Source organism: Bacillus sp. JZ34, assembly GCF_053903205.1.
Window position 1 is genome coordinate 3,214,839 of sequence record NZ_CP096403.1, and the last position, 12,826, is coordinate 3,227,664.

The following is a 12,826-nucleotide window of genomic DNA, read 5'->3' on the forward strand; positions in this document are numbered from 1 at the left end:
CCTCTTTCTATTTCGGCTCATAAATATAAAGAAACATCAAACGTGTTACCGTATACCCTTTTACATTATACGCGCCAGTTCCGCGCACTCTTGCATTTATAAAATGGTTCCCGGCTGACATCCCTTGGATCCCGCATACAATTCCATCATTAAGGTTTCCGTATGGGATAACGGTAGCAAAATATATCTTTTCAACGTTGCTTCCTATATCAAGCTTTGCCTCCGCCCATGCGGTGGAACCACTACCATTATTGAGCGTTAAACCATCCCAATAATAAATACGCATAGTTGCATTGGATGTAAGATCCCCCCTCACATCCGCAGTTGTGTTGCTCAAAGAAAGGCCCATTCCCTGAACACCATTTTTTGACGAATCCCCAGATTCTAAACGAACATTATAGGGTAGATAGGCGGTATCCCCATAAAATGCCATGAAATTCCCTTGGCCAGTGCTCGACCTATCAATTTTAAAGAGTTGCTCCACAGCAGACCCTGTCCCTTGATATTGCCAAACCTCAAAACCAAAACGTTTATTTGAACCGCCGGGGGCATCAGAAGATCGACCAGTGTAAACGTACACGCCGCCCCATTTTGTTGAGCCTTCATTGTAATTGCTTATTGCCACTTGAGGAACATATGAATTTTTTCCGATTTTGCCCCAATCAGCAAGATAGGTTGAGCGGAGCGATAACCTTCCATTCCATTTGCCGTCTTCTTTAATAGCACCGGCTAAAATAGTAGATCTGTCGTTAAAATCTAAGCGATAAGCAGGTTGAGAAGTGCTCTCTGCTGTTTGCCTTCCGAGACTCAAATAATCTTTTCTCCCATTAACTGCGAATCCACGCGTTGAGGGGTCGGAGGTATCCCAAGCGTTCGCTAATCTCCCAACTTCCCTATAATCAGGTGAAGGTGCTTGCTCGCCAGAATCGTAAAAATAAAGGTTAAAGTTAGCCATTTTTATCATATCTCGGCTGTTTATTTTAGATATGAGCGTTCCGTCCTTTAATTCGATTGTGTCGCCCTGGTCATTATCACTTCGAACGATAACACCGGACAAGATGCCACCTTTGATCTTGTCAGCTATCAGACTATCAATTTTCGCATTAGTGATAGCTGCGTCAGCTATATTTGCGGTATCTATGGCCGCAACACCCATTAATGCGTTTGTAATCGACTGATATTCAATATGTTTCGTTCCGATCCGTACTGTGGCAGCCGAATACTGAGCGGTAAAATCACTCGCTGTTCCGTGAGTATTAACGGCACGGATACGATAGTACCAAACTTGATTTACATCAGCTTCATGAACCCATCCGCCCTCTTTACCGGCCCATAATAGGTTGGTTTTATTCGTGGTATCCGGCGTGAAATCCTTTACTTGGGAGCCATAAACCTCATATTTCGCAATATATGAATAGGGTTCAAAATCCCATGAAAGCGAAACTTTTGCAAAACGTCCTTCGGCCGTTACATTGGTAGGTGTTGGCGGCTTTGTATCCGGAAAATTTTCATCCGTCACCGTCACGTCACGGTCGATATTCTTTATTTGATCTTCAATGTCATCAATGCGTTTATCAGGCTCATAAACGTCCAAAAACTGCCCCATTTCAGCCTTGGCCGGAACAGCCAGATCTGACACATCGTATTCTAAAGCGATCACTCGGCCAGAAAATTCAATCGGATCAGGAGTAGTGCGATCCAGTGCAAGACGCGTGTCACCCAATGATACAGACTCATCTTGCAAAACGACTTCTAGTTCATAATTTGATTGTATTTTTGATGCTGCATTAACCAGCTGTTCATAAGTTTTTTGAAGAAGCTCCTCAGCATCTTTTATGTTTTCATCTTGCCATTGACCTTCCAGATTTAGAATAGTGCCGTCTTCTTCTATTCCGTATTCCTCTTTAGCCGGCGGGTATTCAACCCATTTTTGGCCTTTCGGCTTATCAACTGGATCTCCATTTGAAACCTTCCACTCGACATCAGCAAAGTTAAGATAGCGGGTATGTCCACCGTTTTCCGTTTCTTCACTTGCACCCCAGCCATATAAAGCAGTTACCGGATAAGCCATAACCGTTTCATGAATTCTGTCGATGTTGTATCCGACCTCAAAACGGTCACCCGCATCTTCGCCGCGACGCGGTACGATGTTTACGACACGTTCCGTGATAGTATTAGCTTTTTCATCAAATTCGATAGTGAATCTTAATTCGCCGCCCCAAACTTTAATGATCTCTGTTATAGCCTCATACACGCTTATGTGATAGAAGTTTGTTGAGTTAATGCCAAAGTCCGCTGTTACATTTCCTTTCCATCTTGTGCCCACTAACGCACGATTAAGTGCATCCTGTTGTGTTGTATTCTGCGGCCGCACATCATCAATAATTTTTTCAAGTAATTCCATTTCTGCGGGCTCGCAATGGGCTGTCTTCTCTTTCCCGTCCGGCCCACTGTCCCGGTCAATCTCACGGATTTTAAAGAGACGAAAAAAGCCGTCCTTATCTTTAAAGACGACTTGGTTCATTTGCGCAACATATTTACTATCAGAATGCGTTCGGTCACATGTAAACTTAAAGGTTGACCCCTGGTTTAATTCTTCTCTAAACGGTGCCCCCCAAAAAGTACAGGCGCCTTCGGCTTCGCTAGATAAGACGGCCAGCGTTTTATCATTTTTGCCTAAAATCCATAAATCCGCCATGAGATCACCTGCCTTTATAAGTATCTGTCTTTAAATTTTATGGTGCTTGGCTGTGTCGCTCGTATTAACGTATCTTTCTTTGGCGGAATCTGATAGAAATCGGATTTTATAAGAAAAGCGGTGTTTTTCTTTTCACCGTTTAGTGTCGCCAGGCGCTTTGAAAAGTCAATAACAAGTTTGTCCCCTGCTATGAAATCAAAAGCCAGGGACACCCCTTTATTTAGGCTTGTATCGCTATTTAAGAGCTGCACGTCATACCCTTCAGCCGCTTCTGTAAATGTACATTCAACTATTGGATGAGTCGGAGCCGTTCCATTACTCTTGACATGTCCAGTCCCATCCGGTATCCATGGTGTTAATTCGTCAGTGAAAGTCACCATGAACCCGGTAAATTGAGCTTCTACGACTGTAAATCCCCCGGCCGTGCTAATGGCAAAATACAGCTGGTCAATTTCTTCTGTGATGGTTGAGAAATCGAAAGGAAAAGAAATTTGTATCCATCCGTTAGTGTCGCCATTAAGCCTTTGATCACTTTGAAAATAAATATAGGATTGATCAGACTTTTTTCTTGCTCTGAAATACAAAACGGCGCCGTTTCCTGTATCAAAAGCAGAATTTTGTACGTTTGCCCAACATGAGGCATATCCTTTCTTGCCTACCCACCACATTGGATCATCAAGATAATATATTAGATAAACATTGGGTTGTTTGATTTCAAAAGCGTGTTTAAATTCAATCTGATCAGAAGACACAGGGACAACCTCGCCTATATTGTTGGTAGAATACCAATAATCTTTTCCCTCTCTGAAATCGCCGTTTTTGATCTGGTTTGTATCTGGGTCTAAAGGCGCGCCAATAGTGAATGATTGTTCCGCACCATATTTGTATGGATCAGGGCATATAAAAGTAACTGTCCCTTTTCCAAATTTAAATATTTCGTCCAGCTCTGCCGTCCCGTTAACCATGGCGTAGTATGTTCTGTCCGGTTCATCCGGAAAAATCAACGCCTCTGGCTTATCTGTGACCAACCACTCCGCTACCTCTTCTTTTGCTTTCTGAAGATCAGAAACGCCATCAATCATTATGGGTATTGAGAGTTCTCGCACCTTGGTTTTTGTTTGTCTCAGGAAGGCTCCTGGACGGCCTGGAATTTCTATTAAATCCCGGTCTACTTCTGCCCACATCGGGCGCTGATTTCCGTCATACATCATGCGTACAAAAGGTTTACTTACTCCATTGAAGGTAAACATTATTTATACCTCCGTAGATCCCTGAAATTTCGCCGCTGTTGCGCCTTCGTCACGTCTTTTTCGATTGTCTGAGCAAGCCTTTGTCCATTAACATCCAAACTGGCCTGGACACTTTGGACGGCCACCTCAACAGGCTGATTTAAAACAGCTTTTGACAACTGTTGAATGGCTTGGACAACTGCGGACATGTCGCCGGCGGCATTGACTTCGGCTAAACCGGTACCCAATTCGCCGTTGATTCCGACGGGAGCGTTCATGTTAGAAAGGGACTGAAGAACATCATTTGCCAACTTGTCTGTCGATCTGATTAATGGACTTTCTGCTTTTTTTAGTGAAGTCTCAATGGGCCCAGCAAAATCCATTTTGTCAATATCACTTAACGGGCCTCTTTTTGCAGGAGAGAAGGGCCAGAAATCACGAACGGCGCCGACAATGTCGTTAACTTTCCTGAGTATCTTGTCTTTCATAGCCATAAGGCCGTCTATGGCACTCTGGATGATCGCTTTTCCGCTTTTGTATAAGTTGATGCCACTAAAAAAGCTTTTGATATTACCCAAAATGGTCTTTACAGTTGAATAGGCACTCCCCATTTTTGATCCTATGGTGCTGACAACTCTTCCAAAGTTACTGCTCACGACTGACCAGATATTTCCGACGATTCTAGAAAAGAACCCCTTTATCGAGTTCCAAATACTAGATATTTTACTTTTTGCTGCGGACATTTTTGAGCCTATTGAAGATACAAGACTTGTAAACTTTGAAACCGTATTGCTCCAAATTTGACCAACCGTATTGGAAAAGAAGGATTTTATAGCATTCCAAATACTAGATATCGTACTTTTGGCTGAGTTCATTTTTTCTTGCATCCCTCTAACGATATCGCGGAATTTACCAATTACCCATTCTTTAATTTTGCTGACAGCATTATTAAAAGTTTGGCCTATGCTTGACCAAATCGAACTGAACCAGCTAGCGATGGAGCCAAAAATTTGGCTGGATTGCTGCGCGATCCAATTCCAGCTATTAACCAAAAATTTACTTATCGAATCCCAATTCGCCCAAAGTGTAGCAAATATAGCCACTAACGCTGTGATGACTCCGATTACGATTAGGACGGGGGCCGAAATTGCTCCAATACTCACCCCAAGAACACCCGCCAAAGACGCCAAGGCGGTTATGATTGGAGTGATTGCCGTTAATGCTCCCAGTAAGATTCCAATTGCTGATACAACCGCAACAATGGTGGCTGTGAGTTCCGGATTTTTGGATGCCCAACTTGCAACATTTGCAACAAAACCCGCAATCTTTTCTAGCAATGGGCCAAGCGCCGTTTGAATGTCATTAAAGGCTTGCTGCATTAAAACAGCGGGTGAAGAATCTAATGACTGCACAGAGGAGTTTAAACCGTCTGTATTTTCTTTAAGGCTGACCGTTTGATTTTCCGCATTTAAAAGCGTATCAATAATGTTCTGCCCTTGGTCTTCATACATCGTTCCAAAAATCTGTACGCCCAATAGATTTTTTTGCGTTTCATTATCTACGCCATTAAGTGCTTTTGCGATTTCTTGCATGGCTTGTGCTCCGCCTTCGCCGCCTTTCGCAACTTCCTGGCCCCATTTCTGCAATTGTTTAGCTGATATGTTTGTTCCTTCAAGAAGCCCCTTAACGGCTTTCGGCACTTCTTGCCCAAATTCAGAAACCCGGATACGGCCCTCTTTTAAACCGTCAAGTAAGTTATCAATATTCCACGTTCCAGTCTCGACACCGGCGGCCATAATAGCCTGGATTTCTTCGGCATCGTAGCCGGCATTTTTCAGTTGTGTTCCGTATTCAGAAATAATGTCAAGCTGTTCTGGCGGGAATCCGATCTTTAACAGGGAATTAGTAAGCCCCAAAGCATCACTATCTGAGATTTTCAAGGCTTTTGATATTTCATTTGTCTCTTGAATGAGTTCTGTGAAATCAATACCGGCATAGGCTTTCGCAATAGCGGCCGCACCTTTAACGACCTTTGCATTTGATTCGTCACTTGCCTTTGCGTTCAAAGCCCACTGCCTGCGAATACCCTCCAGCGCTTCTTCTGCGTCTACGCCATAAGCAGATACATCTTTCACAGCTTGTTTGACCGACTTTTTTGATTCCTCCGGAACGTTAAACGATATATCTATTTGAGTATCCAAGGTGGAAAAGTCCAGGGCTTTATCTATTGCAGTCGCTGCGCCAACACCAGCAGCAGCAGCACCGGCTAAAGCGGTTCCTAGATCTCCGATTGCTGATTTTGCCTGGTCTGTCTCCTTTTCAACACCTCGCATGTCCTGCTGTAGATTCTCAAGATCCCGGCCGTCATCCACGGAAGCCAGTTCTCTTTGAAATTTTTCAAGCTGACTTTCTGTTTTTACGATTTCTCGCCGAAAGGCCCGGTACTGTTCAGCACCAATATCACCATTTTCAAACTGGCGTTGTACTTGCGCTTGTGCATCTTTTAGCCGATTTAATTTATCCCTGGTTGCAGCCACTTGATCACCAAGCAATTTTTGTTTTTGGGCGATGAGTTCTGTATTTCCGGGATTAAATTTTAATAGCCTATCAACTTCGCGCAATTCCTTGTTAACATCTTGAGAGCGTTTATTTACGTCTTGGAGCGCTCTGTCTAATCCTCTTGTTTCTCCATCAATTTCAATTGTGATGCCTTTTATCCGCTTTGCCATCACCTCACCCCCTATGTTTAGAAGCTGTCATAATCTGCTTGGGTGGCTTTTCTTGTTTTTCGCGCTTTTGGTTTTTTGTCTGGGTTGCTTTGATTAATAAACTCATCCATATAGTCAAGGCACATGCCTATGGTCATCAGTTCCATTTCCGGTAAAGTCAGATCGACTCTTTTGCACATAAACAAAAAAGAATCGGTGGTGAGAGGTTCACCGTCCGATTCTTCATCTTCTACTTTTTTTTAGTGCCTAAAGCTTTTTCAATTAATTCTTGCAGTTCCGGGAGAATATCCATTAAAGGGAATTCATCAAATGTATCGAGCCATTCAACCGGTTCAGCTATTGTTTTATCTGCTGTCTTCGCCAAAACCCAGGCAATATTGTAAAGCACTTCAAAATCAACCAATTTCATAATTTCCGCATTCATATTTTCAGTGGTAACGCCCTGTTCCTGTAGTTTCGTCAACGGAGCCATTTTGAGTAAATCAGCAAAGAAATCCCTGCCAAATTGTGCTTTATATCTTAGTACGGTAGCCGCCGTTGATTTAAATCGAACCTGACGGCCATCAATTGTCAGTGTTTTTTCCATTAACCTTCAACTCCCCCGCCGCCAGTACCGGCTTTTTGATAAACTTTTTCGTACCAAGCATCATAAATCGCCGCCGGAGTAGATAGCGTGGTCTTGGTTTTAACTGCTGAATCTGTGGGGCGCGGGGCCGAAACAAATGTCAGTTCGTTTGGTGTAGGCTCTACAGAATCTGTTTTTGTAGATGAGGAGACGGTTGGCCTGTTAGCTGTGCAGTTATAAATGACGTGCCTTGTCGCTTTCACATCTCCTTCAAACTGAAATAGCAGCGCGAATGGTTTTTGTTTTGCGTTTGCTAGCTCATTAATGACCCCATCATCAGGGTCTTTTTCTTCGCCCAGGGCATCAATTGCAAACTGTTCAGGGATATTCGCAATAGAGAGCGTACCCTCATAACCTTGGTTATTACTTGCAGAGTAATAAAGCATGTTATCTGCATAAAATTCGATCATGTCGCCGCGTGGCTCTAGTGATAGTTCAACCGCTCCCGGGATAGGGATTGGCTTATCATACGTGACTATGCCATCTTCTACAGTAAAAGGTGCATAATGCACATCTTGTAAGCCATAATTAACCTTATTTTCTGGCATTATTAAATCACTCCTAAGTCATATATTCTTTGAAACAGTTGTTCAGATTCAATCCACGTTTCGTCCGCTTCATAAGGGATGTTGCTCCCGTCTAGCAGCTGTTCCAGTTTTGCTTCCGCTTCCAGATCCTTGATATTTGTGTACAGCTCAATCTGAGCGTTTGTAATTTTTTTATAAACCTTGTTATCAGCCATGAAATTTGATGTGTCGGGAGCTGAATACGTAATAAAAGGCGGGTCAGGCGGCGATTTTGAAGCCGATTCATTGAAATGGGAATAGGCCACAGGATATCCCGTGGCCTCAAGCAATTTCTTTAATTCTGCTAATGTCATCCCCTGATCAGCCTTTCTGTTGCTGCCTCAAACTCTTCTATCATTTTCTGCTCAACTGGACGAATATGTTCTTTTCCAGCAACCCTTCCGCCGTTCCGTTTTGCGTGGCCCTTTTCTAAAAGGTGCGTGAGCTGCGGCTTCGTCGCGTTATGAACTACCCAGGCACGGCCGTATTTTTTGGCACGCCAGCCCCTGGCATATTTCCCTGTATCCTTCGGGCTAGTTCTTTTTAAAATTCCGGCTCCTTCTTTTGCCACTTTTTCTTTCTCCCGCTCCAAACCCTCTTCAACTTCCGTAGTGAACCCTTTCAAGGCTTGCGAAATCTCCCGCGCGATATCATTTCTTGCCATTCCCAATCACCCTTTCGCAAGTCAATTCAATCTCTTCAAAGTCATTCTCATATGTTCGAATAACGGAATATGGCCGGCCCTCAAATTCAACCTTTTGCTGATCGTTATATTCGTAGCTGTGAACCGTAAACACTAAAACCGGTTTCGCCCCGCTGTTAGCAGCGTTATAAAACTCAGTTCGGGTGACAGACTTTTTACTGCATAAAACGGTAGTTCTAGTTTCAGTTGGGATCTGATTACCGATTTTATCGCTATCAAAATCCTGCTGAATTAGCGTTAATTCATGATCATACGTCGCCATCAGCGCCACCACCGTTATGAATAAAAAGATTGTGCAGTCTAAACTGTAGATGACGTGGCAAAGCTCCTGTGCTGTCCTTGTTTTGATATCTCCATGCGGAATAGTCAACGACAAACATCAGGTGATTAGCATTATCATCTTGTAGAATGATCCCTTTTTCATCTGTCAGTTCTTTTATAACACCATCAATAATGGCGGCCAGGTACGTATCCCTAACCGCCATACTTATGCCAAGGCGTGCTTTGACGAGCTGTAAAACTTGATCCTTGTCCATTTAAACGCATCCTTTATGATGCCATGATCTTTGCCGTCTTGAGTTTTGCCAGCAAGGCATTGAGATCAGCCACAAGGCCTTCAACATCGCTCGCCGTGCTGTCATCTTGTGCGGCTGCTTGGGAGGCTGTAAGCTTTTTGTCTAAAAGGGATGTCACGTCATCCCCCAGCTTGTCTAAAGGCACAGCCTTGGCCCCGATGTTATTTTCTTGCACGCTTCCGGTTCCGATATTTCTGTTTTGAACAGAGCCATCACCAATATTTTTATTGAGTACGGCATTAACTCCTAATTTCTGGTGGGTGACTGCCTCGTCTTCAAGATCATCAGTTCCGACTGTACCAGGCCCGACGCTTCCACCTGAACCGCCGGCACCCCATACAATGCTAGCAAGATCCCCTTTGCTTACGGCAGCAGTTGCATAGCCAAGGCCTGTGTCTTCTGCCGCAGGGACAACCGTGCCATCGGTGCCAACCTTTACCTGTTCACCGGCTTTAATGTCGGCTCCGGCTTCCACTTTCCAGATCGGGCTGTCCAAGACATTCACTGTAACTTCTTGACCAGCTGTTAACTCTCCAGTAGATCTAAATTCCGGAGTGTCGCCATCCTTAGCGACAGCAATTTCAATGCCATCTTCTCCACTGGTTTTATTCAAAAGCCTATTTGCTGGGATATCTTCTGTAACGATTGCTTTAAATGTAGCCATTAGCCTTCCACACCTCCGTCTTGTAAAGTGACTTCCACAAATGCTTTTGGCTTAACAGGTTTCCCATCATAACGGCCAACGCCGCGAATCGCTGTTTGATCTTCTCTAAATTTATAATGCCCTGACATATCAACACGTGTGCTTTCACGTTCAACCAGTGTGTAATACTCGTAATCCCCAAAAATAATTTTATCTTTTGGAATATAGTTGTTAAAAACTACTCTTAATCCTAGAAAATTTGGTTGTGCCAAATTAGGCAGTTGCACCACGTCTTGGCCTTCTGAATTTACATGAAGTGTGAGTGTAGCAACCTTAGCATAATAAGTTTGGCGGTGCATAGCAGCTATAATTTCGCCGCTTGCATCCTCTCCTGTATCAATTTTCCCAAGATGCGGGACAATATCGGCGTAGGTTGGTGGTGCAGTTACTTTGTTAGCCTTTGGAATCGCTGGAATAATCCCTTCTGGCTGTTTTGCCGGAGCCCCTTCACCAACTGCAATGGCCTTGTCTACTGCTTTCGCAATAGATCGTGCAATACGTTTCGTCAAGTATTCATCTAGGTTAATAATAGAATCTTCAAGTAATGAATTGTCAATATAAACCACACGACCAACTTTGAATCCATCAAACTCAACAGCAGTAAGTTTTGAATCATCTTCTTCTGGCAGCGGCCCCCGCATTTCTAGCCAAGTAGCTTCCCCCGCATCAACATCGAGAATTAATTTTACTCGGCCGCCTGCTTTAACTTTATCAACCAGTGGATAAAGCGTTGTAAAGTCTCCAATACGTTCACGGATACGGTTTACAACAATGTCCGGAATGATTAACTCAGCTCCGGATTCACCTGGAGGAAGCACTTGACCGTTTGCGCGCGCTTCTAAGCGTGAACGCAATTCGCTATAAAAATCCTGCACCTCTCTAGTGAAATATTCGCTCTTTAAATTTCTTTTCTCTTTTGACATGCTCTTTAATCCCCTCTCTTCAGCATTTGGATTTGTTGGTGCAGCTTCATTCAGGCTTTCCAGCTCCCCTTCAAGCTCTGAAATTTCTTCCTCAAGTCCTGCTTTTTTGCTGTCTACATCCGTTTTTTCGGTTTCAAGTTTATTGATTTCCTCCTCAACCGTGCTCACTTCTTCGTCCGTTTTCGCCTCATTAATTGCATTTTCCAATTCGGCCGAACGTGTTGCAAACTCTTCTTCTTGCTTCTTCAAGCCATCCAGCAAAGATTTTCTCTGCTCAATCTTTTTCTGGATCATTAGCTGTTTTAACGCCATTTTTTAACCGCTCCTTTAACTGATTTTTTCTTTTCTCCATTTTCCGTGCTTCGTGCTGCCGCACTTCTTTTTTCCTTGCTTGTACACCTGTAGCATCATAAGCTGGAAAAGTGACTACAGACACTTCATGTAGGTCAATATCTTTGAGAATCCATTTAACAGTTCCGTCTTCACGGAAGTCCGTTTCTTCCTGCAAAATATTAAATCCAAGTGAACACTGATCAACGTCGCCACGTTTAACTCGCTCGTAGAGGTTGACTGCGTCAGTATCATTTGGATTTACACGAATGCTGCCCCAAAGGCCGCGGCTATCTACTTTTAGATCAAGCGTCCCCGCCTTATTTCTCCCTAAAACAAGAGCGGTGTCATGATTAATTAGCGCCCGAATATCATTACTTAAAGTTTTATCAAAAGCCCCTGGCGCGATTTCTTCAAAAGCTCCTGGAAACAACTCTGTGACTGAATTAAATACGGCAAAATATCCGTCGATGGTCATTTCATCTTCTTCAGCCCTTGTCTTGAGATCTGCGGCTATGCTTCGCATTTGCCTTTCCTCTCTATTCGCTATTGTCATCACCGCCTTTCAGTTTGTTTTGATCCCCAATCTGTGTAGCTGGGATGTAATTTTCTAAGATGACCAATTCATTCAAACCTTCTTTTGGTGAAAGGCCGATCCAATCCCGAACCTCGTTACCCCACATCAGACCCTTGTCGTAAAGAGATGATCCTACATCGGCCAATTCTTTTAAGTCATAAGCATATAAGCTCCGTGGATTGAATTTAAAATACATATCAGGGCTAATTAGCAGCTTGCGCGTTAACTCCTGTTCCATTCCCTGAGCGATCGGGAGAATCCGGGAATTAATAAAGTTGTTGTATTCTTCCTTTTTATACTCGCCAACGCCAAGAAAATAAGCAGGAACCCCGAGGATGCCTGCAACTGTTTTTTTATCCAATTCAACCGCTTCATTAATCGCCAAATCTTTTAATGACAAAGGCTTTACCTGATCAACTTTCACAAGATCCGCAGGGATAACCCAAGGTTTCCCACCGCCGGTTTCCGAAATATATTTCCGGAGTATCTCCTCACGGCCTTCTTCGCTTGCAAGCTCTTCTGTCATGGCGTCTACGGAAACAATAATGCTTGGTTTCCATTTGTCAGACATGAATCCTTTCTTTGTCTTTGTGGCTTGCTTTAGATTATCAATAATATCCCTTAACACCACTCGATACCCTTTTCCCATATAGGGCTTTTCCGGATCGGGATTTATGGTGAAATGCAGCACCTCATCATAGTTATAAGGCTTGCCTTGATACAACACTTTATAGGCGGTGTCTGTATCCGTAAAACTGACTTTAGAGGGAGCCAAAGGGACAAGCTCATCTATCAAGCCACTTTTCATTTTCGGGAAAACAACACAGTTCCCGTCACCTTCTAATAGCATCGTATTAACGATATTGTAAACCCAGGCTTTACGAGTCATGAGACTGTATGGGTTTATGTCGATCTTCTTTGATAGTGCGTTTTTTACTCTTACATCACCATCATCTGTATTTTGCATTAACTGAATTGTCATAGAGGAAATAAGATCTGCGATTTTATCAACCGCAATTCTTACTTCTGGATTGTCTGAAAGCCTTGTATATCCTGGTACGCATAGCGTGTCATTGGCATCCTGTGTTAAAAACCAGCTCATGACGCTGCTTGGCTCAGATCTTGTCCGCATTCGTCCAAAAGTCCGTCTAAACCATTTCACTGTCTC

12 protein-coding genes and 1 pseudogene are annotated in these 12,826 nt (G+C 43.4%); all 13 read right to left on the reverse strand.

Going from position 1 to position 12,826, the window contains the following annotated elements; all coding sequences use genetic code 11:
* Nucleotides 1–7 precede the first annotated feature (7 nt).
* The 13 genes and pseudogenes from M1D90_RS16290 to M1D90_RS16350 all read right to left on the reverse strand — a co-directional run bounded on the left by M1D90_RS16290 (nt 8) and on the right by M1D90_RS16350 (nt 12,820).
* Nucleotides 8–2,698: a phage tail spike protein gene (locus M1D90_RS16290; protein WP_052252249.1), complete on the reverse strand. Its 2,691-nt coding sequence runs from the start codon at nt 2,696–2,698 to the stop codon at nt 8–10.
* 14 nt (nt 2,699–2,712) lie between these two features.
* Complete coding sequence (locus tag M1D90_RS16295) at nt 2,713–3,948, reverse strand: distal tail protein Dit (protein WP_039072626.1); 1,236 nt, start codon at nt 3,946–3,948, stop codon at nt 2,713–2,715.
* A 1,547-nt stretch (nt 3,949–5,495) separates the two neighbouring features.
* Nucleotides 5,496–6,656, reverse strand: a pseudogene (locus M1D90_RS16300) (DUF2207 domain-containing protein); the annotation flags it as partial.
* Nucleotides 6,657–6,885: 229 nt separating this feature from the next.
* Nucleotides 6,886–7,242 carry a hypothetical protein gene (locus tag M1D90_RS16305; protein ID WP_039072625.1) on the reverse strand — a complete coding sequence of 119 codons (357 nt, stop codon included), beginning with the start codon at nt 7,240–7,242 and terminating at the stop codon, nt 6,886–6,888.
* On the reverse strand, nt 7,242–7,829 hold the full coding sequence (locus M1D90_RS16310; RefSeq protein WP_456282877.1) for a major tail protein: 588 nt from the start codon (nt 7,827–7,829) through the stop codon (nt 7,242–7,244). The genes M1D90_RS16305 and M1D90_RS16310 overlap by 1 nt, the downstream gene beginning before the upstream one ends.
* 2 nt (nt 7,830–7,831) lie before the next feature.
* Nucleotides 7,832–8,161 (reverse strand): hypothetical protein, encoded by a 330-nt coding sequence (locus tag M1D90_RS16315; RefSeq protein WP_456282878.1) that lies wholly within the window; start codon nt 8,159–8,161, stop codon nt 7,832–7,834.
* Entirely contained in the window at nt 8,158–8,511 is a 354-nt protein-coding gene (locus tag M1D90_RS16320; protein ID WP_039072622.1) for a hypothetical protein, read from the reverse strand. The genes M1D90_RS16315 and M1D90_RS16320 overlap by 4 nt, the downstream gene beginning before the upstream one ends.
* A complete protein-coding gene (locus M1D90_RS16325; protein ID WP_456282879.1) occupies nt 8,498–8,812 on the reverse strand; it encodes a phage head closure protein in 315 nt (104 codons plus the stop codon). The genes M1D90_RS16320 and M1D90_RS16325 overlap by 14 nt, the downstream gene beginning before the upstream one ends.
* Nucleotides 8,799–9,086: a hypothetical protein gene (locus M1D90_RS16330; protein ID WP_456282880.1), complete on the reverse strand. Its 288-nt coding sequence runs from the start codon at nt 9,084–9,086 to the stop codon at nt 8,799–8,801. Before M1D90_RS16330 ends, M1D90_RS16325 begins: the two co-directional genes overlap by 14 nt.
* A 13-nt stretch (nt 9,087–9,099) precedes the next feature.
* Entirely contained in the window at nt 9,100–9,789 is a 690-nt protein-coding gene (locus M1D90_RS16335; RefSeq protein WP_456282881.1) for a head fiber protein, read from the reverse strand.
* Entirely contained in the window at nt 9,789–11,063 is a 1,275-nt protein-coding gene (locus tag M1D90_RS16340) for a phage major capsid protein (protein WP_456282882.1), read from the reverse strand. Before M1D90_RS16340 ends, M1D90_RS16335 begins: the two co-directional genes overlap by 1 nt.
* The gene (locus M1D90_RS16345) at nt 11,026–11,607 is read right to left on the reverse strand and encodes an HK97 family phage prohead protease (protein WP_268343719.1); all 582 of its coding nucleotides are present in this window, start codon (nt 11,605–11,607) and stop codon (nt 11,026–11,028) included. The genes M1D90_RS16340 and M1D90_RS16345 overlap by 38 nt, the downstream gene beginning before the upstream one ends.
* Before the next feature lie 13 nt (nt 11,608–11,620).
* Nucleotides 11,621–12,820: a phage portal protein gene (locus tag M1D90_RS16350; protein ID WP_317985344.1), complete on the reverse strand. Its 1,200-nt coding sequence runs from the start codon at nt 12,818–12,820 to the stop codon at nt 11,621–11,623.
* Nucleotides 12,821–12,826: the final 6 nt, after the last annotated feature.

Bases quoted from the DNA above. Each gene is read 5' to 3' on its own strand.
- M1D90_RS16310 (WP_456282877.1), bottom strand. From the start codon at position 7,829: ATGCCAGAAAATAAGGTTAATTATGGCTTACAAGATGTGCATTATGCA.
- M1D90_RS16290 (WP_052252249.1), bottom strand. From the start codon at position 2,698: ATGGCGGATTTATGGATTTTAGGCAAAAATGATAAAACGCTGGCCGTC.
- M1D90_RS16325 (WP_456282879.1), bottom strand. From the start codon at position 8,812: ATGGCGACGTATGATCATGAATTAACGCTAATTCAGCAGGATTTTGAT.
- M1D90_RS16320 (WP_039072622.1), bottom strand. From the start codon at position 8,511: ATGGCAAGAAATGATATCGCGCGGGAGATTTCGCAAGCCTTGAAAGGG.
- M1D90_RS16335 (WP_456282881.1), bottom strand. From the start codon at position 9,789: ATGGCTACATTTAAAGCAATCGTTACAGAAGATATCCCAGCAAATAGG.
- M1D90_RS16315 (WP_456282878.1), bottom strand. From the start codon at position 8,161: ATGACATTAGCAGAATTAAAGAAATTGCTTGAGGCCACGGGATATCCT.
- M1D90_RS16295 (WP_039072626.1), bottom strand. From the start codon at position 3,948: ATGTTTACCTTCAATGGAGTAAGTAAACCTTTTGTACGCATGATGTAT.
- M1D90_RS16330 (WP_456282880.1), bottom strand. From the start codon at position 9,086: ATGGACAAGGATCAAGTTTTACAGCTCGTCAAAGCACGCCTTGGCATA.
- M1D90_RS16340 (WP_456282882.1), bottom strand. From the start codon at position 11,063: ATGGCGTTAAAACAGCTAATGATCCAGAAAAAGATTGAGCAGAGAAAA.
- M1D90_RS16345 (WP_268343719.1), bottom strand. From the start codon at position 11,607: ATGCGAAGCATAGCCGCAGATCTCAAGACAAGGGCTGAAGAAGATGAA.
- M1D90_RS16305 (WP_039072625.1), bottom strand. From the start codon at position 7,242: ATGGAAAAAACACTGACAATTGATGGCCGTCAGGTTCGATTTAAATCA.